Genomic DNA, 23,076 nt, shown 5'->3' on the forward strand with positions numbered 1-23,076 from the left:
GTATCGAATAAATCCTGGAACGGGCCTATAGGTGCCGCGTCTCGGCCGGCTCCGCATCCCACCGGTCGTGCCGCCCATCGACATACCGGATCGGTGCCGTCGCCAGTTCCTGGTCCGTCACCCCGTCCAGCGTACCGACGTTGACGGCCACGAACTCGCCCCGCACCGGCGATTCTCCGAACACGAACGGCTGCACGCCGCAGTGCCGGCAGAAGCGGTGCTTCTCGATGTGCCGGCCGAACGTGTATTCCTCCAGCGCTTCCTCGCCGGCCAGCAGGTGGAAATCTTCCGGCTTGACCATCGCGCCCCACCAGCGCTTCTTCGTGCAGATCGAGCAGTTGCAGCGGATCGTGCCGGCCGCGAGATCGAAGGTTGCGGCGAAACGCACCGCGCCGCAATGGCAGCTGCCGTGATAGGTCTTCATGAAGGACTCCTGGTACGGGGCCACGCGTAGCCGATCGTGGCGAGGACGAATGCGAGGAACAGCATCTGCGCGCCGAGCGCCATCAGGTCCGGGCCGATGACCACCGTGGCGGTCGCGTTCACCGCCACGTCGGCCACGATGATCGCCAGGGTCAGCGCCAGGCCCGCGCGCGGAAAGGCCAGCAGCAGAAGGATCGCGAGCGGGTCGAAGAACGTCAGGCCCGTCCAGAACACCCGGTAGAACAGCGGCACGCCGCCATAGTCGTAGCGCAGGCCATGTTCGACCAGGGTGCGGGCGTGGTTGAACGCCGCGCCGCCCAGGCACAGGCAGTACGTCGAACGAATGACGGCGGGCCAGCGGATCGCCATTTATCGCACCCGCTTGCCGTCGTTGTCGAGCACGATCACGTCTCCCCAGCCCAGCTCGCGGATGCGCGGTTCGATCTTCTTCAGGTCGCCGACGACGACCCACGTCACGTCTTCCGGGCGAATGAACTTGCCGGCCGCGCCGGCCAGTTGGGGCGGCGTCAACGCGCGCATGTTCGGCGCGTAGTTGGCCCAGTAATCCTCGGGCAGGCCCAGGTTGATCGTCTCCAGCGCGGCCGCTTCCAGCGCATTGATCGTCTCGAAGCGGCCAGCCAGGCGCGACGTCATGTTGCGCATGATGCTCGTGAACTCGTCGCCCTGGATCGGCCTGCTGCCTGCGATGCCGCGGATCTCCTTGTCCACCTCGATCATCGATTCCTTCGTCTTGTCCGTCTGGACGGCGATCAGCGTGTAGAAGTTGCGCGGGCCGCGCACGCTGGACAGCCGGGCGCCGCCGCCATAGCTCCAGTGCTTGTCGAGCCGCAGATTGCGGTTCAGGCGCGACGTGGCCATGCCGCCGAAGTTCTGCATCACCGGTTCCATCGCCAGGTCTTCCGGCTGGCCCGGCGGCAGCGACAGATGGCCGGCCAGCAAGGTCGATTGCGGCGCGTCCGGCTTGTCGATCAGGTAGATGCGCTTGCCCGCCGAAGCCAACCCCGCGTCCGTCGTCTTCGGCTTGGCGGGCGCTTGCCCGGCCGGCCACTTGCCGAACGCCGCTTCCAGCATCGGCACCACCTTGTCCAACGTCGTGTCGCCGCTGACGACGATCGCCGCGCTGCCCGGCTTGAACCAGTCGCGGTGCCAGGCAACCAGGTCTTCCCGCGTCAGGCTGGCGACGGATTGCTCGAAGCCGGAAGGCGGCAGGCCATAGCCGCTGTCGGCGCCGTACAGCAGCGCCGGCAGCGTGCGCAGCGCGAGCGCGTTCGGCTGCGCCTTTTCCTGGGCGATGCCGGCCAGGCGGCGCTGCTTCGCCAGCGCGAACTGGTCGGCGGGGAAGGCGGGCGCCAGCGCCGCTTCGGCCAGCAGCGCCAGCGACGGCGCCAGGTTGGCCGACGTCGCCTGCAGGCGCATCACGGACATGTCCGGCCCGGTGCCCGTCGTCAGGCGCGCGCCCAGCGATTCGAGCGCGTCGGACATCTGATACGCATCGCGTTGCCGCGTGCCCTTGTCCAGCAGTTCCAGCGTCAGCGACGCGAGGCCGGCCTTGGCCGGCGTGTCGGCGGACGTGCCGGCATCGAATGCCAGCGCCACGTTGACGATCGGCGCCACATGGCGCTCCAGCAGGCGCACCTTGAGGCCGTTCGACAGCGTGGCCTGCTGCATCGCCGGGAACTTGACGGCTGGCGCATCGCCCAGCGCCGGCAGCACCTTGCGATCGATGGCCTGCGCAGCGGCGGACAGCTTGGCGAACGGCTTCACCGTCATCGTGTAGTGGGGCGCGCGCAGCCACGTCGCCGCGACCGTCTTCAGCTGGGCCGGTTGCACGGCGGTCAGCGCGTCGAGCTGCCGCAGGTAGGCGTCCGGCGCGCCGCCATAGGTCACGCTTTCGGCCAGCACGTCGGAGCGGCCGCCGAAGCCGCCCAGCCGTTCGATGCCGCGCGCGAACGAGGCCAGCGCGCTGGCTTTCACGCGCGCCACCTCCTGCGCCGTCGGCCCTTTGTCGAGCGCTTCGTTCAGCACCGCGTCGAGCTCCTTCTCCACCAATGCCGGGTCGACGCCGGGGCGGACGGTGACGGCGATGTCGAACGTACTCGACAGTTCGTTGACGTCGACGCCGGCCGAGACGGCGGTGGCGAGCTGCTTCTCGTCGATCAGGCGGCGGTTCAGGCGCGCGTTCTTCGAGCCCGCCAGCACGTCGGAGAAGACGGCGAGGCGCGTGCTGTCGAGGTCGCGCCAGCCCGGCACGTGCCAGCTGCGGTAGATCCGCACCTGCGGCACGTGGTCTTCCATTTCATCGCGCAGGTTGCGTTCGAGGCGCGGAATCCATTGCTCGGTGCGGGGCAGCGGCGGACCCGGCGGAATCGATTCGAAGTATTTCTTCACGAGGGCCAGCGCCTGTTCCGGCGTGATGTCGCCGGCCAGGGAGACCACCGCGTTATTCGGCCCGTAATAGGTGCGGTACCACTCGCGGATATCTTCCAGCGATGCCGCATTCAGGTCGTCCATGCTGCCGATGACCGGCCACGAATACGGATGGGAATATGGATACATCCGCGCCGATTTTTCCAGGTGCACGCGGCCATACGGCTGGTTTTCACCCTGGCGTTTTTCGTTCTGCACCACGCCCCGTTCGCGCTCGAGCATTTCCTTGGAAATGTAATTGGCGAGAAAACCCATCCGGTCCGCTTCCAGGTACAGCGTGCGCTCCAGCGCCGATACCGGCACGTCTTCGAAGAAATTGGTGCGGTCGTTATTCGTCGTACCGTTGCGGTTATTCGTGCCCAGGTCGTCCATCGCTTCGCGGAAGCCGTGCGGATAGTTTTCCGAGCCGTTGAAGAAGAAATGCTCGAACAGGTGGGCAAACCCCGTCTTGCCGCGTTTCTCGTTGCGCGAACCCACGTGGTACCAGATATTGACGCCGACGATCGGCACGCTGTGATCCTCGTGGACGATCAGCGTCAGCCCATTCTGCAGCACGAATTTCTTGTACGGGATCACATAGGCGTCGCGTTGGTAAGGCGCTGCCGCGACGGTATTCGGAGCGGCGGTCTTGGGTACTGCCGGCGCGGCGAGCGGAGAGCCCGCGGCAAGGCCCAGCGCGCAGGTCAGGGCAATCGTGCGTTTCATGGTACTCCCGGAGGGTAGGATGATCGAGCCATTGTAGCGTTTGCGAAAGAAATATTGGCATGATCGCCTATCTTATTGTCGTGCTATTTTCCGGCTTGCCCATGCTAAGATTTGGTGCATGATCGCTTCAGCCCTGTTTTCTCCCGCCCAGCAAAAACTGTTGGGCTTGCTGTTCGTCCGCGTGAACGAGGGTTTTCACCTGAACGAAATCATGCGCCTGACGGGCCTGGGCAGCGCATCCGCGCAGCGTGAGCTGAAACGGCTGCACGAATCCGGGTTGATCCTGTCGGAGCGGATCGGCAACGTGCGCCGCTTTCGGCCGAACAAGGACAGCCCCGTGTACGAGGAATTGGCGAGCATCGTCAAGAAAACCTTCGGCGTCATCAGCGTGCTGCATTCGACGCTGGCGCCGATGCGCCGCTCGCTGAATGTCGCTTTCGTCTACGGTAAAACGGCACAGGAGCAGGAAGCGTCCAGCGACCCTGTCGAATTACTGCTGATCGGCGAAAACACGACGTATGGCGAATTGCTGAACCGTTTGCCGGTGGCGGAGCGGCTGCTCCGTCGCAAAATCAATCCGAACCTGTACACGCTGCCGGATTTCCAGCGGCGCTTGCGTGAGCAGCAGGGATTCATCATGCGGGTGCTGGAAGAGCGCAAGATCTTCGTGCTGGGCGATGAAACGGATCTCGACCGGATCGTACAGGAGGCACAACATGGAGAAACGGTACCGGACCTTTAAGGAGTTCTATCCGTTCTACCTGGCCGAGCATGCGCACCCGGTATGTCGCCGGCTGCATTTCATCGGTTCGAGCCTCGTGCTGATTATCCTCGCCGCCGCGCTGATGTCCGGACGCTATATGCTGCTGTGGCTGTTGCCGGTGGTGGGCTACGGTTTCGCGTGGGTCGGCCATTTCTTTTTCGAACACAACCGGCCAGCCACGTTTCAATATCCGCTATTTAGCCTGATCGGGGATTGGGTAATGTTCCGCGATATGTTGACCGGTCGCCTGCGCCGGTAGCGCGCGCTCCTGCGGAAAGCCCAGCGCAAAGCGGGTGAACGCGCCCACTTCCGATTCGCACGCGATCGTGCCGCCGAAGGCCGTCACCACCTTGTGGCAGAACGCCAGGCCCATGCCGGTGCCGCCGCCCGTCTTGCGGGTCGTGTAGAACGGCTCGAACACGTGCGGGAGCACGTCCGCCGCGATGCCGTGGCCCGTGTCCGTCACGACCAGCAGGTTCTGGTCGTCGCTGCGGTACGCTTCGACGACAACGGTGCCGCCGCCCTTCGTCTTCACCGCCTGCAGCGCATTCTTCAGCAAGTTGTACAGCACGTACACGAGCAGCGTATCGGAGCCGTAGAAGCGGAAGTCCTCGCGCACCGCCACGCTGACCCGTTCCCGCTCGCGGTCCGTGAACGGGTAGCACGTCAGCGCTTCCTCGACCACCTGTTTCATCGAGTGCATCGCGAAGCTGTCGCGTTCCAGCGTGCCCACGCGCGCCGACGCCAGCAGCATGTCGACGATGAAGTTCGAGCGCGACACCTCCGCCTCGATGTGCTGAGCGATCTCGCTCAGGTATTCGAGCTGGGCATCGTTCAGCCCGGGCGCCTGCGAACGGCGGTAGCCGGCGATCAGTTCCGGCAGGCTGCGCGCCAGTACGCGCGACTGGCTGCGGATCGTCGCCAGCGGCGTCCTTACCTCGTGCGCGATGCTGGCTGCGGTGGCCAGCGGATCGGCCAGCAGGTTGTGGCGCACCATCGCCTGGGCGATCAGGCCGAGGCTGACTGCAATGAAGAGCACGCCCGGCGGATACGTTTCAAAGCCGTAGTTGCACAGGTAATCCACGGCCGCGCCGAAGTAGATCAGGATGCTGACGAGGCAATAGCGCAGCCGCGCCTTTTCCGTCGACAGCGCCACCTGCTGGCGGCGATACAGCAGATACAGGCCGCGCATCACGACGATGACCGTCTGCAGCAGGTGCACCGAATGCAGCCAGCCCGCCTTCGGGTAGTAGCCGAAGAAATAGCTGTACAGGCCGGACAGGAACCAGTCCGTCGTGGGGATCAGCACGGCCAGCACGCAGGCCACCGCATAGCTGGCCTGCACGAGCGGGCGTTCGCTGCGCCGGCCCGTCAGCTCGGCGATGAAGTGGTACAGCGTGGTGGGCAGGAACAGGATCGGCAGGTAGCCGAGGCGGGCCAGCATCAGCGCCGTTTCGTAATTGCTGACCTGGAACATCAACGCCCAGGTGGCTTGCCAGCTGAAGGTGGTGATGCAGATCAGGAAGAACGTCAGGCTGACGCGGTTGGCGCCGCGCGAATTGAGCACGTAAGCGCCGTAGCTGATGAACACGAGTGACACCAGTCCCGGCAAGATCGAATACATGCGCGCTCCTCGGGCAGACTACCAACATTAGACAGGCAAGCGATCTTAACAACAGAAACTGCGGATGTGTCCGCTACCATCCCGGTAATCAACGAAGCATTGCGTTTAGTCAAAAGTGCGTCATGCTTCTCGGCAAAAAGTAGAGGCGTCCGGAACTGCTGGACAATTGCAGGGGCCGGCTAAAACCACTTCTAGGGAGATACAAAAATGTACATGCACGCCAACGTAGCGAACGATGCACAGACCGATGCCGAGTTGACCTTCCACCACCAGCTGTCGATCTACCTGAAGGATTCGAACGCGTATGGCAATACGTATTTTGCGCGTTATTTCGAGTGGCAGGGCATCTGCCGCGAAAAATGGTTCTACGAGTGCATTTCACGCGACATGTTGCAGCAGGAGGGCGTGTTCATCACGAAGCACGCACAGCAGGACTATCTGCACGAGACGTTCCCGTTCCAGGAAGTCACATGCGAGGTGAACACCTATGACGTCAAGCGCTGCTCGTTCTGGCTGGAGTTCCGCTTCTATGCGAACGGCGACCTGGTGTCGGTGGGGCGGCAGCAGATCGTCTTCGCCAGCCACACGAAACGTATCAAGGCGCTGCCGGAACTGGTGTTGAAGCGCATCGGCCGCTATGCGATGACGAAGCCCACGCAGTGACCGGCCGCGAGTCCGGCCCGGCCCCAACGATGCCGCGCCCCAAGGACTCCCACACCGGGCAGGCCCGCCGCCACAGCGCGCGAGCCCCGACGACAGATGCCCAAGCAATGCATCGCATCGTCTGCCCCGGAGACATGTTGCACACCGCCGGTCAGCGCACCTGTTGCTGCGCGATCCAGTGGTCGATCTTTGCTTCAAGCAGACTGAGCGGCAAGGTGCCGTCGCCCAGCACCTGTTCATGGAACGCAGGCAGGCTGAATTTCTCGCCCAGCGCCTGTTGTGCCCGCTGGCGCAATTCCATGATCTTCAACGCACCGATCTTGTACGCGAGCGCCTGACCTGGCCACGCCATATAGCGTTCCGTTTCGCTTTTCGCCACCGCGTCGTACCCCAGCGTATCCTTCATGTACTGGATCGTCTGTTCGCGCGTCCAGCCCTTCGCATGCATGCCCGTGTCGACCACGAGACGCGTCGCGCGCAGCAATTCGTCGTTCAGGTGGCCGAAATACTGGGCCGGATCGTCGAACAGCCGCATCTCGCGGCCCAGCGTTTCCGCATACAGCGCCCAGCCTTCCGTGAATGCCGTGTTACCGCCGAACTTGCGGAAGTTAGGCAAACCCAGTTCCTGCATCAGCGCGATGTGGAAGTGGTGGCCCGGCTTGCCTTCGTGCAGGAACAGCGTCGTCATGCCCGTGCTGCCGTACTTCGTCGGATCGGTGACGACGGACCAGAACACGCCCGGCCGCGAGCCGTCCGCGGCAGGCGCCGTGTAGTGGTCGGACGCCGTGTCGCGCGACAGTTCCGGTTCCAGGCGCAGGTCGAGCTTGGCCTTCGGCAGCAGCGTGAACATGGCCGGCAGCTTCTCGTCCAGCACGCCGTTCAGCTTGCGGTAGACAGCCTGCACCTCGTCTTCCGTCTTGAACGGGAAGAAGCGCGGCTGCTGCGACACCCACACGGGCAGGCCGGCCGGCGGGCCGTTGTAGCCCAGCTGCGGGCCCAGCTTCGCGAACTCGCCCTGGATGCGCGCCACTTCCTTCAGGCCGATCTCGTGGATCGCCTCGGGAGTCAGGTCCGTCGTCGTCGAGTCCGCCACGCGTGCTTCGTACCAGGCGCGGCCGTTCGGTACGGCCGACAGGCCCGTCGACGTGCGGCAAGCCGGGATGTATTCCTGTTCCAGGAAGGTGGCCAGGCGTGCCAGTGCCGGCTGCAGCTGCGTCACGGCGACGCGGTAGTCGGCCGTCAGGCTGGCCTTGTCGGCGGTGGAAAACGCCGCCGGCATCTTCGTCACAGGCGTGTAGTAGATGCTCTGCTCGGGCGTTGCCGCGACCAGCTTCTGGAACTGCGGCAGCGCGGAAATCATGATCGCCTTCGGCTGCGTGACGCCGGTGCGCATGCCTTCCTTCATGTTGACGATCGCCTGGTCGAGCCATGCCGGCAGCTGCTTCAGGCGGTTCAGGTAGGCGCGGTACTGCTTCACGGTCGTCAGCGGCTGCGACGCTTCGCCGCTCGCGTAATTGGCCAGCGTCACCGGCAGGCTGTCCATCTGCGACAGCGGCAGCAGGTGGCCCGGGTACGGTTCGAAGGACAGCAGCGTCTTCAGCTCGAACGCCAGCACGTCGTAGTTGATCTGGTCGCGGTGCGTCAGCTTGCGGCGGTCGATCGCCTGCAGGCGGCGCGTGTAGTCGCGGTAGCGCGCGTACTGTCTGGCCCGCTCGGCCGGCGCGATCGCCATGCCGATCTGGTCGTCGAAGCGGTTGTCGCCGTTCTCGGTAGCGCCGACGGGTTCGAAGCGGGCGACGGCGTCGTAATACTCGTCCGCCAGTTTCAGGAAACGCTTACTTTCAGCCGCGGACACGGCGGCCGAGACTTTGCCGGCGGCCGCGGCGGGCGGCGTGGCGGCATGGAGTGGGCTGAAGGCGAGCAGCAGGGCGGCGGCCAGCGTGCCGAGAGTGAGGCGGGACGTCATGGGCAATCGTTGAATGGTTGGAAACCGCGCAAGCATAAGCGATCTGTCGGGCCAGGGAAACGGGTTTGTCGCCAACCATCCGGCAAATTGTATTTGTTTGTCGTTTTGATATTGCTCAGGGCGCAATCTGCTTAAAATGGTTGCGTACACAACCGCAAATCCATCCATAACAAAAGGGGAAAACCGATGAAGAAAGCAATGGGGATCGCGTTGCTTGCAAGCAGTGCCATCCTGGCGCCGCTGCACGCTTACGCGGCACAGGTCGATTGGGTCCAATGGAACAGTACCGGCAGTGCCGGCTCGTTCAGCCAGGGCGGCGTCAGTATCGGGGTGACGGCAAACGCCCAGCTCAAGGGTGTGGACTACACGGATTATTACAGCGCCTTCCCGGGTACCTACCTGAGCGCCGCGGTCAGTAACGGCCCGGGCACGGACGGCGTGCTGCAGTTCACGGGCGGATCGAGCGCCGTGCACCACATCAGCTTCTCGCAGGCGGTCGTCAATCCTTACATCGCGATCATCAGCCTGGGCCAGGCGAGCGAGCAGGCGTCGTTCGACTTCGTCGACGTCGGCAATATCTCGCTGATCAGCTCCGGGCCCGGCAACTGGGGCAACGGCATGTTGAGGGTCGAGGGCGGCAGCGTGATCGGCGAGGAAGGTTCCGGCGTGATCCGCCTGTCCGGCACCTTCACTGACCTGTATTTCACGACGCCCGTCTACGAGGATTGGTATGGCATGACCGTCGGTGTCGCGGCGGCAGTGCCGGAACCGGGCACCTGGGGCATGCTGGCCGCCGGCGGCGCCGTGCTGGGCCTGATGGGCCGCCGCCGCCGCAACGACAAGCTCGGACTGCCGCGTTGAAGTAAAACCTGGCTCAGCCCGCGTTGCGCGCCGGCTGTGCCTCGGCCAGGCGGTGCTCGTACAGCGCCGCCACCACGTCCGATTGCGTGACGATGCCGGCAAAGCGCTGCTCCCCGTCGACGATGGGGATGTGGTGCAGGCCGGCATCGGCCATCAGCGGCACCAGGTCCACGATCGGCGTATCGAGTTGCGCCACGCGGGGCCGCGGCGTCATGATCTGCCCCACCACTTCCGCCTTTTCCGAATGCGTCGTGCCCGACGGGCGCAGGAATTGCGTCAGCTTCGTGCGCATGTCGCCAGACTCGTCCAGGCCGCTGTGCTTCAGGAAGTCGCTTTGCGTGACGATGCCGATCACCCGGCGCGCCGGATTGAGCACGGGCAGCGCCGCGATATGGTGGCTGCGCATCTGCCGCCACGCTTCCTGCAGCGGGCTGGCGAACTCGGCCGTCACGACGTCGCGCGACATGATGTCCCCGCACGTGATCACGCCGAAGCGGCGCTGGTAGGCGCGCAATTCCGTCTGCAGGAACAGCGCTTCCAGGTCGTCCCGGCTGATGTCCAGCACCTGGCCGTAACGGCGCAGCACGGCATCGAGGTCTTCCGGCTTGAAGCCCAGGCGCACGGTCGGCACCTCGTCTTTCGTTGCGTGCGGGTTCGGGTGCGCGAGTACCTGCGCGTGCGGATAGCGCCGTCCCGTCAGGTTGTTGTAGACGATCGCCGCGGCCACCAGCAGCACCGAGTCGAGCAGCACAGGGCCCAGCGCGAACGAGAAGCCGGCTGCGTGCACGGCGGGGCCGCCGATGACGGCCGTCAGCGCCGCCGCGCCGCCGGGCGGGTGCAGGCAGCGCAGCGTGAACATCACGGCGATCGCCAGCGCCGTACCGAGGGCGGCGAGCGCGGCGGGTGGCAGCGTGTCGCCCAGCCAGCGCGCGCAGGCGGCGCCAACCAGCGTGGAGATGACGTTGCCGCCGACCACCGACCACGGCTGGGCCAGCGGGCTGGCGGGCAGGCAGAACAGCAGTACCGACGACGCCCCCATCGGCGCGACGAGCCAGATCGCGTGCTCGCCGAGCATCAGGTGGGCGCACAGGCCCGTGATGAAGAGTCCCAGCAGCGCACCGGCGCTGGCGCGCAGGCGTTCGGCGGTGCTGGCCGTGCCGGGTGCGGGCAGCAGCGCGCTAAATAAAGATCTTACATGCATCTTTGAATTATCCCACGGCAGCCCCATGCGCGACCAGATCCAGCGGTAACGCTGTCGTGTACTTGATCTGTTCCATCGAGAACGCGGACGACACGCCGGTCAGGTTGGCGACCCGGATCAGCCGTTTGTAGAAGCGGTCGTAGCCCTCGATGTCCGTCGTGACTACCTTCAGCAGGTAGTCGACGTCGCCGCTCATCCGGTGAAATTCCATTACCTCCGGCAGCGCGACGACGGCGGCGGCGAACTTCGCCAGCCACTTCTCGTCGTGCTGGCTGGTGCGCACGCTGACGAACACGGTGACGGGCAGGCCCGCCTTGCGGCGGTTGACGAGGGCGACGCGGCTGTCCAGGTAGCCTTCGTCCTGCAGCCGTTTCAGGCGCTTCCAGCACGGCGTGCTGGTCAGGCCGACCCGCTCGGCCAGCTCGGCCACGGACAGCGTGCCGTCCACCTGCAGCGCGCCCAATATCGCGTAATCAAACTTGTCGAGATCGTTCATTTTAAAATTTCCCGGTTAAGTAGCATGTTTATGCCAATTATCGGCTGAAAGAAGAGGTTTTTGGGATAAATGCTCCGGGCTGATTGCTTAAGCTATCCGGATGAGCAAAGACATCTACCTCGACGGTAACGCCACGACGCCCGTCCTGCCCGCGGCACTGCTGGCCGCCATGCAGGCGATGGCCGAGCATTACGGCAATCCCAGCAGCACGCACGCGACCGGCCTGCAAGCGAAGGCAGTGCTGGACGAAGCACGCGCCCGCGCCCGCCGCCTGCTTGGCGTCGGCCCGGGCCGGCTCGTCTTCAACAGCGGCGCGACGGAAGGCATCCAGACGGCCGTGCTGTCCGCGCTGTGCGCCGTGCGGGTGGCACGTGCGCAGGGCCAGCGCACCGGCACGCTGCTCGTCTATGGGGCCACCGAACACAAGGCCGTGCCGGAAAGCCTGGCGCACTGGAACGCGCTGCTGGGGCTGGACCTCACGCTCGTCAAGCTGGCCGTCGGCGAGGATGGCCGGCACGATCTCGACATGCTGCGCCAGCTGGCACCGGATGCGGCATTCGTCTGCACGATGGCGGCCAACAACGAAACAGGCGTGATTTCCGACCTGGAAGGCATCGCGGCGGCGCTGGCCGGCAGCGCTGCGCTGTGGATGGTCGACTGCGTGCAGGCGCTCGGCAAGCTGCCGCTCGCGCTGGCCGACACGCGCATCGATTACGCGCCGTTCTCCGGCCACAAGCTGTACGCGCCGAAAGGCATCGGCATGCTGTACGTGCGCGCCGGCGCGCCGTACACGCCGCTGATCAAGGGCGGCGGCCAGGAAACGGGCGACCGCTCCGGCACCGAGAACATGGCCGGCATTGCCGCGCTGGGCGCCGTGCTGGCGGCGCTGGAGGACGGCGGCACGTTCCGCAGCCATGCCGAGCTGACGGCCTTCCGCGACCGGCTGGCCGATGCGCTGCGCCAGGCGCTGCCCGGCATCGTCTTCAACGCGCCGTTCGACAAGGCGCTGCCCACGACGATCAATTTCTCCGTACCCGGCCTGTCCAGCAAGGAGCTGCTGGACCTGTTCGACGCTGCCGGCGTGCGTGTCTCCGCCGGCAGCGCGTGCTCGGCCGCGAAGGCGCAGCCGTCCTATGTGCTGGATGCGATGGGCTTGCCGCACTGGCGCAGCAGCAGCGCCGTGCGGCTGTCGTTCGGCCCATCGATGGACGAGGCTACCGTCGCCGCAGCCTGTGCGCGTATTGCCCGCTGCGGCGCAGCACTTGCCACGTCCGGCCAGCCGGACGGCGTCGTGCAGCTGACGGCTGCCGGCAATCATGCGTGGTTGGTGCTGGACCGCGCCAGCCGCATGGCTGCGGTGATCGACGCAGCGCCCGAGCTGGCCGAGCGCATCGCCGCGCTGACGGCCGGCTTTGAGGTCGCCGCCCGGCTGTCCACCCGCGATGGCGCGGGCTGGCCGGCGCAGGCCGACTGCCTGTACCTGGGAGAGCAGTGCCTGCGCCGCGTCGTGCTGGAGGACGGCCGAGCCGTCTATCTGCTGGGCCAGGACGGCGCCGAACCCCGCCATGCGTTCACCGGCGCGGCGGCGCCGGCGCGGCTGCACGGCATCGTGCCGCCCGATACCTTGCTGTGCCCCGGCAGCGAAGAGCATTGTGTGTTCTGTACCAGCCTGCGCGCACAGGCTGGCCAGGACGCCGGCGCCGACATGCACCTGGACCAGGGAGCGCTGGATGCGTTCCTGCTTGCCCACCCCCGCGCGCTGCTGGTCGACGTGCGCGAGCCGTGCGAGCATGCGGCGGGCAACCCGTTCGCCGGGGCCGCGAACGTGCCGCTGTCCCGGCTGGCCGGCTGGGTGCCCGGCTGGCTGGCGCAGCCTGAGCCCGTGCCGCTCGTATTCTTCTGCCGCAGCGGCAACCGCAGCGCCCGCGCGGCAGGCTGCCTGCGCAGCTTGGGTTATCGCCATGCATATCACCTGGCCGGCGGCGTGGCGCTGGCGGTGCTGCCTCTTGCGGCGTAACGTTCGAAACCGTGTTTGCCTTTGCGGCGGCCTGCGGGCCGCCGCTTTTTTTGGCGCTGTTCGGCGAACAGCGCGCTTTTTTTGGGCTTTACGCGACCTGTGCCGGCCGCACGATCCGCAGTGACGGCCACCGTGCGCAATACGACGCAGCCTTTGCGTCGAACAGATCGGGGTAGGGCGTGAGCGGATTGGGCGTCAACATGCCCGCGTAAAGCATGTCCAGCCCGTTGGGGGCGTGGATCGCATCGGGACAAATGCCGACGCAAGTCGCCGGGACGAGGAAACGGTCGATGCCATCGCGCGCGCTCCGTAGTGGCGCATACGGATGGCCGAAGTAGGACTCGTACCAGGTGTGGACCCGCGCTTGATTCGTCACCTCGATGGGCACACCCAGGTCGGCAAGGACCGCATCGACGCGCGCCTGCACGCCCCTTTCGCCGGCCTCGCTCAGATCGTCCGCATCGAAGTAGAACAGGTCGTAGTCCTTGATGTTTTCCGCCGGTGCGCGGCCGGCCTGCAAGTTCCAGACGGTCTGGAACAGACACCCCGCCACCAGCCAGCCGTCGGGTAATGCCAGCGCCTCCCAGCGCTCAAGAATGATGCGGTTGTTATCGTTGGCCAGAACATCGGCCCGGAAGCGAGCTTGCATGGGTTGGAGAGTCCTCATCGGCCTTTTCGCACGACCTGGTACCGGTGTATGCATTGTTTGTTGCAGAGGTGAACAAGCAATGGCCCAGTGTAAGGGCTAGTTGCTCTCAACATCAACGGCCATGTGGAGCTATTGACTCTTTGTTATGTTCGCTGGCGAACAGTGAGCAGGCGTGCGACTGCATAATATTTCCGGGAACATACTCTCAGTCGCGGTTTCACCCGCACGCCCGAATCGAGGTTTCCTTGAAAGCATTCTTCAGCCCCTGGTCCGGTGTCAGCGCCGGCTTCCGGGATGCCGCGCCCGCCGCGTCGTCCGATCAGGAACTCCCACTCCGCGGCGAACTCTACAGCGCGCAACAGATGGCCCACCACGGCCGCATGCTGGCCCAGGCGCACGCGCTGGGCGGCCAGCGCGGCCCGGATCGCCTGTTGGCGCGCCTGACGAACAACGCCGCACTGCTGCGCCGCACCGCCGAGGAGCTGACGGCCGCCGTCAAGGAAGGCCGGCAGATCACGCCCGCTTCCGAATGGCTGCTCGACAACTACTACCTGATCGAAGAGCAGATCCGCATCGCCCGGCGCCACCTGCCGAAGGATTACAGCAAGGAGTTGCCGCGCCTGGCCGCTGCCGGCGGCGCCGCGGACGGCACGCCGCGCGTCTACACGCTGGCGCTGGAAGTGATCGCGCATGGCGACGGCCGGGTGGACCCGGAAAGCCTGTGCCGCTTTGTCGAGGCCTACCAGGAGTTCACGCCGCTGACGCTGGGCGAGCTGTGGGCGATCCCGATCATGCTGCGCCTTGCGCTGATCGAGAACCTGCGCCGTGTGGCCGCGCGGGTGGCCGAGAACCGCTACGAGCGCGACCTGGCGAACAGCTGGGCCGACCAGATGGTGGAGATCGCCGACAAGAATCCGTCCGGCCTGATCCTGCTGGTGGCAGACATGGCCCGGTCGAATCCGCCGATCACGAGCGGCTTCGTGGCCGAGCTGGCGCGCCGGCTGCAGGGCCAGAGCCCCGCGCTGACGCTGGCGCTGACGTGGGTCACCTACCGCCTGGCGGACGTGGGGCAGACGATCGAGCAGCAGATCCAGGCCGAGATCGGCCAGCAGGCCGCCGAGCAGGTGTCGATCGCCAACACGATCGGCAGCCTGCGCTTCCTCGGCACGATGGACTGGCAGGAGTTCGTCGAGACGATGAGCACTGTCGAGCGCGTGCTGCGCGCCGACCCGGCCGGCGTCTACGGCGCGATGGATTTCGCCACGCGCGACCAGTACCGCCACGTGGTCGAGCGGATCGCGCGCGGCTCCAAGCTCACCGAGGAAGAGGTGGCGCGCCAGGCGCTGGAGCTGGCGCGCACGCATGGCACCAGCGACGACCCGCGCCACGGCCACGTGGGCTTCTACCTCGTCGACCGGGGCGTGCTGCTGCTCGAGAAGAAGGTGGCATTGCGGCGCACGCCGGGCGATGCGCTGCGCGCGACCGTGCGGGCGGCGCCGCTGACGTCGTACCTGGGTGCGATCGCCGCGTTGTCCTTCATCGCCACCGGGCTGATGGTCGAGCGCGCGTTGCGCGACGGCGTGGCCGGCTGGGCGCTGACGGTGCTGGCCGTGCTGGGCCTGATGGGCAGCAGCCAGCTGGCGCTGGCGCTGGTGAACTGGGCAGCCACATTGCTGGCGCGGCCCAGCCCCCTGCCGCGGATGGACTTCAAGGAGGGCATCCCGTCCGACGCGCGCGGCATCGTCGTCGTGCCGTCGCTGCTGTACAGCGCGGAGAACGTCGACGAGCTGTGCGAGCAGCTGGAAGTGCGCTTCCTCGCCAACCGCGACCCGAACCTGCATTTCTGCCTGCTGTCCGACTTCGCCGATGCGGCGTCCGAAACGCTGCCGACCGATGGCATGCTGCTCGACCGCGCGCGTCAGCACATCGAGGCGCTGAACCGCAAGTACGAAGCGGAAGACAACCGCACGCCGTTCCTGCTGCTGCACCGCCCGCGCTTGTGGAACGCCGCCGAGCGCACGTGGATGGGCCATGAACGCAAGCGCGGCAAGCTGGCGGACCTGAACCGCTTCCTGCGCGGCGGTGCGCAGGACCGCTTCTCGCTGGTGGTCGGCGAAACCGGCCAGCTGCACACCGTGAAATACGTGATCACGCTGGATGCGGATACGCAGCTGGCGCGCGACTCGGCGCGCCAGTTCATCGCCACGATGAAGCATCCGCTGAACCAGCCGCGCATCGAGGCAAGCCACAACCGCGTGATCGCCGGCTACGGCATCCTGCAGCCGCGCGTGGCCGTCAGCCTGCCCAGCCCGAACGCATCCCGCTACGAGCGGCTGTGTGGCGGCGAGCCGGGCATCGATCCGTACACGCGCACCGTGTCGGACGTCTACCAGGACGTGTTTGCCGAAGGCTCGTTCATCGGCAAGGGCATCTACGACGTCGACGTGTTCGAGCAGGTGCTGGGCGAGCGCTTCCCGGAAAACCGGATCCTGTCGCACGACCTGCTGGAAGGCTGCTACCTGCGCGCCGGCCTGCTGTCGGACGCCCAGCTCTACGAGCAGTACCCGCAGCGCTACCGCGACGACGTCAGCCGCCGCCACCGCTGGATTCGCGGCGACTGGCAGCTGGCCGGCTGGCTGTTCGGCCACGTGAAGACGCGCGGCGGCGGGCGCGAAAAGAATCCGCTGTCGGCACTGTCGCGCTGGAAGCTGTTCGACAACCTGCGCCGCAGCCTCGTCGCCCCAGCGCTGACCGCTTCGCTGCTGTTCGCGTTCGCGGCGCTGCCGCATCCGTGGTTCTGGACGGCGGCCGTGCTGGCGATCATCTTCCTGCCGTCGCTGGCCGCCGCGCTGTACGACCTGTCGCACAAATCGCCCGACACGCTGTGGCGCCAGCACATGCCGAACTCGCTGCGGCGCAGCGCGCTGCACTTCGCCCATGGCGTGCTGACGCTCGTGTTCCTGCCGTACGAGGCGTACTTCAGCCTGGACGCGATCGTGCGCACGCTGTGGCGCATGCTGGTCTCGAAAAAACACCTGCTGCAATGGCGCGCATCGGCGCTGACGCGCTCGAACGGCAGCCTGGCCAACAGCTGGCGCACGATGTGGGTGTCGCCGGCGCTGGCGCTGCTGGCCAGCGGCGCGCTGGCCGCGTGGCGCCCGGCGGCGTTCGAGGCCGCCGCGCTGTTCCTCGTCGCGTGGTTCGTCGCGCCCGTCGTCGCGTGGTGGATCAGCCGCCCGATCGAGCGGCTGCAGGCGCAGCTCAGTTTCGACCAGCGCCAGTTCCTTCACGCGCTGGCGCGCAAGACGTGGGCATGGTTCGATACGTTCGTGGGGCCGGACGACAACTGGCTGCCGCCCGATAACGTGCAGGAGCATCCCGGCACGGTGATCGCGCACCGCACGTCGCCGACGAATATCGGCATGGCGCTGCTGGCGAACCTGACGGCCTACGACTTCGGCTACGTGACGCTGGCGCAGGTCATCGGGCGCACCCGCAACACGCTGGCGACGATGGCCGAACTGGAACGCTACCAGGGCCATTTCTACAACTGGTACGACACGCAGTCGAAAAAGCCGCTGCATCCGATGTACGTCTCGACGGTGGACAGCGGCAACCTGGCCGGCCACCTGCTGACATTGCACGCGGGCCTGATCAACGCGGCGGACGACCCGATCCTGGGCCCGCAGATCGTCGACGGTCTCGCTACGACCTTGCGCGTGCTGGAGGAAGCGGCGGCGGGTGTCGAAGGCCTGCGCTCCGGCGGGCTCGATGCGCTGCGCGAAGCGGTGGCACCGGCGCAGCCGCTATATCCTTCCAGCCTGCCCGAGCTGCACGCGTGGCTGGGCCGCGTGTGCGCGGCGGCGGACGCGTTCCTGGCCGACCCGGCCCTGGCCAACGATGCCACGGCGCGCATGTGGGCCGCGGCGCTAGCGGCGCAAAGCCGCGCCGCGTTCGACGAGCTGAACCTGCTGGCGCCATGGGCGGCGGCGGGCACGGGCGGCGTGGTCGATGCGGCACTGCTGAAGATTCCGACCTTGCGCGAGCTGGCGTCCTATCCGCCGGCGGCGGCCGCGCTGTCCGACGTGACGCCGGACGAACGCGAACGCCGCCAGCAGCTGGGCGTGCTGGTCGAGCAGGGCGCGGCCGTGGCACGCGAGCGCATCGCCGCACTGCGGGAGCTCGCGCTGCGGGCGCGCGACTTCGGGCAGATCGACTACAGCTTCCTGTTCAACCGCACCACCAAGCTGCTGGCGATCGGCTACAACGTCAGCGAGCGCCGGCTCGACGCCAGCTATTACGACCTGCTGGCCTCCGAAGTGCGGCTGGCCAGTTACGTGGCCGTGGCGCAGGGCCAGCTGCCGCAGGAGCACTGGTTCGCGCTGGGCCGCCAGCTGTGCATCGTGCACGGCCAGCCCGTGCTGCTGTCGTGGAGCGGCTCGATGTTCGAGTACCTGATGCCGCTCCTGGTGATGCCGACCTATCCGAGCACGTTGCTGGACCAGACCTACCATTCGGTGGTGGCGGCGCAGATCGAATACGGGCGCCAGCGCAACGTGCCGTGGGGTGTGTCCGAGTCCGGCTACACGACGGTGGATGCGGCGATGAACTACCAGTACCGCGCGTTCGGCGTGCCGGGGCTGGGCATGAAACGCGGGCTGGCGGACGACCTGGTGATCGCGCCGTACGCATCGATGATGGCGCTGATGGTCGAGCCGGAAGCGGCCTGCCAGAACCTGCAGAAAATGGCCGGCATGGGCTTCATGGGGCGCTACGGTTTCTACGAGGCGGTCGACTACACGCCGGCGCGGCTGCCGCGCGGCCAGCAGTTCGCCGTCGTCAAGTCGTTCATGGTGCACCACCAGGGCATGGGCCTGCTGTCGCTGTCGTACCTGCTGCACGACCGGCCGATGCAGCGCCGCTTCGAATCGGATCCGATGCTGCAATCGGCGCTGTTGATGCTGCAGGAGCGCAGCCCGCGCATCGGCGCGTTCTTCTCGGCCAGTTCCGAGCAGGCGGCGGTGCGCACTGCCGCGCAGGAACAGGCGGCGCCGATGCGCGTGCTGTCGCAGCCGAATACGCCGGTGCCGGAAACCCAGCTGCTGTCGAACGGCCGCTATCACGTGATGGTGACGGCGGCGGGCGGCAGCTCGAGCCGCTGGCGCGACTGCTCCGTGACGCGCTGGCGTGAAGACACGACGCGCGACAACTGGGGCCAGTTCTGCTACGTGCGCGATGAGGACGGCCACTTCTGGTCGGCCACCTACCAGCCGACGCTGGCCGAACCGGAACGCTACGAGGTGATCTTCTCCGAGGGCCGCGCCGAGTACCGGCGCAGCGACCGCGGCATCGACCTGTACACGGAGATCGTCGTGTCGCCGGAAGACGATATCGAGATGCGCCGCATCCGCGTCAACAACAACTCGGGGCGGGTGCGCACGCTGGAACTGACCACGTTTGCCGAAGTGGTGATGGCACCCGCCGCCGCGGACGCGGCACACCCGGCGTTCTCGAAGCTGTTCGTGCAGACCGAGATCATCAAGGAAGAGGGCGCGATCCTGTGCACGCGTCGGCCGCGCGGCAAGGGCGAGCACACGCCATTCATGCTGCACGTGATGACGGTGCACGACGCCCAGGTGGAGGAAGTGTCGTTCGAGACGGACCGCGCGCACTTCATCGGTCGCGGCAACACGCCGCGCGCGCCGCGCGCGCTGGTCGAGCCGGGCGCGCTGTCGGGCAGCCACGGTTCCGTGCTCGATCCGATCGTCGCGATCCGCTACCGCATCGTGCTGCAGCCGGACCAGGTGGCCACGGTCGACATCGCCACGGGCATGACGGAAACGCGCGAGGCGGCACAGCACCTGATCGACAAATACCAGGACCGTCACATGGCCGACCGCGTGTTCGAGCTGGCCTGGACGCACAGCCAGGTCGTGCTGCGCCAGCTGAACGCCAGCGAGGCTGACGGCCAGCTGTACAGCCGCCTGGCGAATCACGTGATCTATCCGAATGCGGCGCTGCGTGCCGATGCCTCCGTGCTGATCAAGAACCACCGGGGCCAGTCCGGCCTGTGGCCGTACGCGATCTCCGGCGACCTGCCGATCGTGCTGCTGCAGGTAAAGGATTCGGCGAACCTGGAAGTGGCGCGGCAGATGGTGCAGGCGCACTCGTACTGGCGCCTGAAGGGCCTCGTCGTCGACCTCGTGATCTGGTTCGAGGACACGTCCGGCTACCGCCAGGCGCTGTACGACCAGATCATGGGCATGATCGCCTCGGGCATCGACGCGCAGGCGATCGACCGGCCCGGCGGCATCTTCGTCCGTCCGCTGGACCAGATCTCGGCGGAAGACCGGGTGCTGCTGCAGACGGTGGCGCGGGTGATCGTCAGCGACGGCCGCGGCACGCTGACCGAGCAGATGAAACGCAGCGGCCCGCCGGCGCTGCGGATGCCGCCGCTCCTGGCCGACGAGCGCGGCGAGTACGACGACGCGGGGCCCGTCACGCACGTGCCGCACAACCTGATCCTGTGGAACGGCATCGGCGGCTTCACGCCGGATGGGCGCGAGTACGTGATCGTCACCGGGCACGGGCGCGCAACGCCGGCGCCGTGGTCGAATGTGCTGGCCAACGCGCAGTTCGGCAGCGTCGTCTCGGAAAGCGGGCAGGCCTACACATGGCACGAGAACGCCCATGAGTTCCGCCTGACGCCATGGCACAACGACCCGGTCACCGATGCCAGCGGCGAAGCGTTCTACCTGCGCGACGAGACCAGCGGCCACTACTGGTCGCCCACGCCGCTGCCGGCACGGGGCAGCGGCGACTACGTGACCCGGCACGGCTTCGGCTACAGCACGTTCGAGCACACCGAGGCGGGCATCACGTCGCTGCTGACCACCTATGTGGCGCCGGATGCGCCCATCAAGTACACGGTGCTGAAGGTGCGCAACGATTCGCCGGTGGCGCGCAAGCTGTCCGCCACGGGCTATATCGAATGGGTGCTGGGCGAGATGCGCTCGAAGTCCGGCATGCACATCGTCACCGAGCTCGATCCCGTCGGCGGTGCGCTGCTTGCCCGCAATCCGTACAACACGGAGTTCTCCGGCCGCGTTGCGTTCTTCAACGTCGATGCGACGACGCGCACGGTGACGGCCGACCGTACCGAATTCCTGGGCCGGAACGGCACGCTCGCCAGCCCGGCGGCGCTGCGGCGCCAGCGCCTGTCCGGCAAGGTCGGCACGGGGCTGGACAGCTGCGGCGCATTGCAGGTGCCGTTCGAGCTGATGCCGGGACAGGAGCGCGAGCTCGTGTTCGTGCTGGGCACGGGAGGCCGGCGCAATGCCGATGCGGCGACGATGGTGCAGAAGCACGGCGGCTCAGCCGCCGCGGCAACGGCGCTGGAAGCCGTGCACGCGCATTGGGAAGCCACGCTGGGCGCGGTACGCATCGAAACGCCGGATCCGGCGCTGGACGTGATCGCGAACGGCTGGCTGATGTACCAGACCATCGCGTGCCGGCTGTGGGCGCGCAGTGGCTACTACCAGTCGGGCGGCGCATTCGGCTTCCGCGATCAGCTGCAGGATGCGATGGCGATGGTGCATACCGAGCCGCAGCTGCTGCGCGAACACCTGCTGCTGTGCGCGGCCCACCAGTTCGTCGAAGGCGACGTGCAGCACTGGTGGCATCCGCCGTCGGACCGCGGCGTGCGCACGCACTGCTCGGACGACTATTTGTGGCTGCCGCTGGCCACGGCCCGCTATGTGCAGGTGACGGGCGACACGGCCGTGCTGGATGAAACGGCGCCTTACCTGGAGGGCCGCCCCGTCAAGCCGGACGAGGATTCGTACTACGACATGCCGGCCCGCTCGGCGCAGTCGGGTAACCTGTACGAGCACTGCGTGCGGGCGGTCCGCAACGGCCTGCGCTTCGGCGAGCACGGCCTGCCGCTGATCGGTTCCTGCGACTGGAACGACGGCATGGACAAGGTGGGCGCGGAAGGCAAGGGCGAGAGCGTGTGGCTGGCGTGGTTCCTGATCGACGTGCTGCGCCGCTTCGCTGTCGTGGCCGAGCGGCGCGGCGATGCTGCCTTCGCAACCGAATGCCGGGACGAGGCGACGAAGCTGGCGGCCAATGTCGAACAGCATGCGTGGGACGGCCAGTGGTACCGCCGCGCCTACTTCGACGACGGCACGCCGCTCGGGTCGCACGAGAGCGACGAATGTCAGATCGATTCGATCTCGCAAAGCTGGGGCGTGCTGTCCGGCGCGGCCGATCCGCAGCGCGCGCGCGACGCATTGGCCCAGGTGGACGCGCGCCTGGTGCGGCGCGACTACGGGCTGATACAGCTGCTCGACCCGCCTTTCGACAAGGCCGACCCGAACCCCGGCTACATCCAGGGTTACGTGCCGGGCGTGCGCGAGAACGGCGGCCAGTACACCCATGCCGCCGTGTGGACGGTGATGGCGTTCGCCGCGCAGGGCGACACGGCGAAGGCCTGGGAGCTGATGCGGCTGATCAATCCAGTGCAGCATGCCAGCAATCCGGACAACGTGAACGTCTACAAGGTCGAGCCGTACGTGGTAACGGCCGACATCTACGCAGTGCCGCCGCACATCGGCCGCGGCGGCTGGAGCTGGTACACGGGTTCGTCCGGCTGGATGTACCGGCTGATTCTCGAATCGCTGCTGGGCGTGAGCCGCGAGGGCGATCGGCTGAAGGTCGCCCCGCAGTTGCCCGACGGGTGGGATGGTTTCACGCTGCATTACCGCTTTGGCGGCAGCAGCTATGTGATCCGCGCGACGCGGGGCGCCGCCGGCCCCGATGAGATCACCCTGGTCGACGATGGGCAGGTACACGAAGTGGAAGTTCGCGTGCCCGGGGCCGTGTTAAACCCTGCGGCGTGAAGCCAGGGTCAGACCCGTTGGGTGTTTTGTCGGGACACATAGGTAACACCTGTCGGGAGACATAGGTAACACCTTTTATGATCATTGCACAGCCACTTACAGGAGCGTGCAATGCCTTGGAAGGAGTCCACCGCTATGTCATCTCGACAGGAATTCGTTCTGCTTGCACTCAGGCCTTCAGCTAACATTGCCGAGCTTTGCCGTCGATTCGGTGTTAGCCGGAAAACTGCCTACAAGTGGCTGGAGCGTTATCGTGCCGGCGGAGAGCTCGGGCTGCTTGATCGATCCCGGCAGCCGCACTCTTCCCCCGTCACTGCTGACGGCGAGCTTGAGATGCAAGTACTGGCGTTGCATCTTGAA

The 23,076-nt window shown here is 66.5% G+C and carries 15 protein-coding genes; 7 read left to right on the plus strand and 8 right to left on the minus strand.

Annotation, left to right across the window (positions count from 1 at the left end; translation table 11 throughout):
• Nucleotides 1-25 precede the first annotated feature (25 nt).
• The 3 genes from IP92_RS29245 to IP92_RS29255 are packed head-to-tail and all read right to left on the minus strand — an operon-like array spanning nt 26 to nt 3,576.
• Nucleotides 26-424, minus strand: coding sequence for a GFA family protein (locus IP92_RS29245; RefSeq protein ID WP_145882146.1), 399 nt, complete (start codon nt 422-424; stop codon nt 26-28).
• Complete coding sequence (locus tag IP92_RS29250) at nt 421-792, minus strand: hypothetical protein (RefSeq protein ID WP_145882148.1); 372 nt, start codon at nt 790-792, stop codon at nt 421-423. Before IP92_RS29250 ends, IP92_RS29245 begins: the two co-directional genes overlap by 4 nt.
• Nucleotides 793-3,576 (minus strand): M16 family metallopeptidase, encoded by a 2,784-nt coding sequence (locus IP92_RS29255; protein WP_145882150.1) that lies wholly within the window; start codon nt 3,574-3,576, stop codon nt 793-795.
• A 40-nt stretch (nt 3,577-3,616) separates the two neighbouring features.
• Between IP92_RS29255 and IP92_RS29260 the strand changes: the two genes are divergently transcribed.
• Both IP92_RS29260 and IP92_RS29265 read left to right on the plus strand, forming a co-directional pair.
• Entirely contained in the window at nt 3,617-4,318 is a 702-nt protein-coding gene (locus IP92_RS29260; RefSeq protein WP_229419029.1) for a winged helix-turn-helix domain-containing protein, read from the plus strand.
• Nucleotides 4,293-4,598 (plus strand): Mpo1-like protein, encoded by a 306-nt coding sequence (locus IP92_RS29265; protein WP_145882152.1) that lies wholly within the window; start codon nt 4,293-4,295, stop codon nt 4,596-4,598. Before IP92_RS29260 ends, IP92_RS29265 begins: the two co-directional genes overlap by 26 nt.
• Here the strand turns inward: IP92_RS29265 and IP92_RS29270 are convergent.
• Nucleotides 4,533-5,963 carry a sensor histidine kinase gene (locus IP92_RS29270; protein WP_145882154.1) on the minus strand — a complete coding sequence of 477 codons (1,431 nt, stop codon included), beginning with the start codon at nt 5,961-5,963 and terminating at the stop codon, nt 4,533-4,535. The genes IP92_RS29265 and IP92_RS29270 overlap by 66 nt on opposite strands.
• 213 nt (nt 5,964-6,176) lie before the next feature.
• Here IP92_RS29270 and IP92_RS29275 point away from each other — a divergent pair, with 213 nt between their 5' ends.
• Nucleotides 6,177-6,626, plus strand: a complete 450-nt coding sequence (locus IP92_RS29275) for an acyl-CoA thioesterase (protein ID WP_229419030.1) — start codon at nt 6,177-6,179, stop codon at nt 6,624-6,626.
• Nucleotides 6,627-6,777: 151 nt separating this feature from the next.
• Here IP92_RS29275 and IP92_RS29280 read toward each other — a convergent pair whose 3' ends face one another.
• A complete protein-coding gene (locus tag IP92_RS29280) occupies nt 6,778-8,592 on the minus strand; it encodes a DUF885 domain-containing protein (RefSeq protein ID WP_145882160.1) in 1,815 nt (604 codons plus the stop codon).
• 186 nt (nt 8,593-8,778) lie between these two features.
• On the opposite strand from IP92_RS29280, the gene IP92_RS29285 reads away from it, so the two are divergent.
• Nucleotides 8,779-9,453, plus strand: a complete 675-nt coding sequence (locus IP92_RS29285; protein WP_145882162.1) for a PEP-CTERM sorting domain-containing protein — start codon at nt 8,779-8,781, stop codon at nt 9,451-9,453.
• 13 nt (nt 9,454-9,466) lie between these two features.
• Here the strand turns inward: IP92_RS29285 and IP92_RS29290 are convergent, their stop codons facing one another.
• Nucleotides 9,467-10,654, minus strand: a complete 1,188-nt coding sequence (locus IP92_RS29290; protein WP_145882164.1) for an HPP family protein — start codon at nt 10,652-10,654, stop codon at nt 9,467-9,469.
• Nucleotides 10,655-10,661: 7 nt separating this feature from the next.
• Complete coding sequence (locus IP92_RS29295; protein WP_145882166.1) at nt 10,662-11,150, minus strand: Lrp/AsnC family transcriptional regulator; 489 nt, start codon at nt 11,148-11,150, stop codon at nt 10,662-10,664.
• 100 nt (nt 11,151-11,250) lie between these two features.
• Here IP92_RS29295 and IP92_RS29300 point away from each other — a divergent pair, with 100 nt between their 5' ends.
• On the plus strand, nt 11,251-13,167 hold the full coding sequence (locus IP92_RS29300; protein WP_145882168.1) for an aminotransferase class V-fold PLP-dependent enzyme: 1,917 nt from the start codon (nt 11,251-11,253) through the stop codon (nt 13,165-13,167).
• An 88-nt stretch (nt 13,168-13,255) separates the two neighbouring features.
• On the opposite strand, the gene IP92_RS29305 is transcribed toward IP92_RS29300, so the two are convergent.
• The gene (locus IP92_RS29305) at nt 13,256-13,816 is read right to left on the minus strand and encodes a nucleotidyltransferase family protein (RefSeq protein WP_145882171.1); all 561 of its coding nucleotides are present in this window, start codon (nt 13,814-13,816) and stop codon (nt 13,256-13,258) included.
• Between the two features lie 245 nt (nt 13,817-14,061).
• Between IP92_RS29305 and IP92_RS29310 the strand changes: the two genes are divergently transcribed.
• A complete protein-coding gene (locus IP92_RS29310; RefSeq protein ID WP_371860996.1) occupies nt 14,062-22,716 on the plus strand; it encodes a glycoside hydrolase family 94 protein in 8,655 nt (2,884 codons plus the stop codon).
• 135 nt (nt 22,717-22,851) lie between these two features.
• A partial coding sequence (locus IP92_RS29315) for a helix-turn-helix domain-containing protein (RefSeq protein WP_229419031.1) occupies nt 22,852-23,076 on the plus strand: 225 nt, incomplete at its 3' end.

This window comes from Pseudoduganella flava (assembly GCF_007830495.1).
GTDB classification, from domain to species: Bacteria; Pseudomonadota; Gammaproteobacteria; order Burkholderiales; family Burkholderiaceae_D; genus Rugamonas; species Rugamonas flava.

Coding starts and splice junctions, on each gene's coding strand:
- IP92_RS29270 (WP_145882154.1), bottom strand. CDS start 5,963: ATGTATTCGATCTTGCCGGGACTGGTGTCACTCGTGTTCATCAGCTAC.
- IP92_RS29250 (WP_145882148.1), bottom strand. CDS start 792: ATGGCGATCCGCTGGCCCGCCGTCATTCGTTCGACGTACTGCCTGTGC.
- IP92_RS29305 (WP_145882171.1), bottom strand. CDS start 13,816: ATGCAAGCTCGCTTCCGGGCCGATGTTCTGGCCAACGATAACAACCGC.
- IP92_RS29295 (WP_145882166.1), bottom strand. CDS start 11,150: ATGAACGATCTCGACAAGTTTGATTACGCGATATTGGGCGCGCTGCAG.
- IP92_RS29280 (WP_145882160.1), bottom strand. CDS start 8,592: ATGACGTCCCGCCTCACTCTCGGCACGCTGGCCGCCGCCCTGCTGCTC.
- IP92_RS29265 (WP_145882152.1), top strand. CDS start 4,293: ATGGAGAAACGGTACCGGACCTTTAAGGAGTTCTATCCGTTCTACCTG.
- IP92_RS29290 (WP_145882164.1), bottom strand. CDS start 10,654: ATGCATGTAAGATCTTTATTTAGCGCGCTGCTGCCCGCACCCGGCACG.
- IP92_RS29275 (WP_229419030.1), top strand. CDS start 6,177: ATGCACGCCAACGTAGCGAACGATGCACAGACCGATGCCGAGTTGACC.
- IP92_RS29255 (WP_145882150.1), bottom strand. CDS start 3,576: ATGAAACGCACGATTGCCCTGACCTGCGCGCTGGGCCTTGCCGCGGGC.
- IP92_RS29245 (WP_145882146.1), bottom strand. CDS start 424: ATGAAGACCTATCACGGCAGCTGCCATTGCGGCGCGGTGCGTTTCGCC.
- IP92_RS29300 (WP_145882168.1), top strand. CDS start 11,251: ATGAGCAAAGACATCTACCTCGACGGTAACGCCACGACGCCCGTCCTG.
- IP92_RS29285 (WP_145882162.1), top strand. CDS start 8,779: ATGAAGAAAGCAATGGGGATCGCGTTGCTTGCAAGCAGTGCCATCCTG.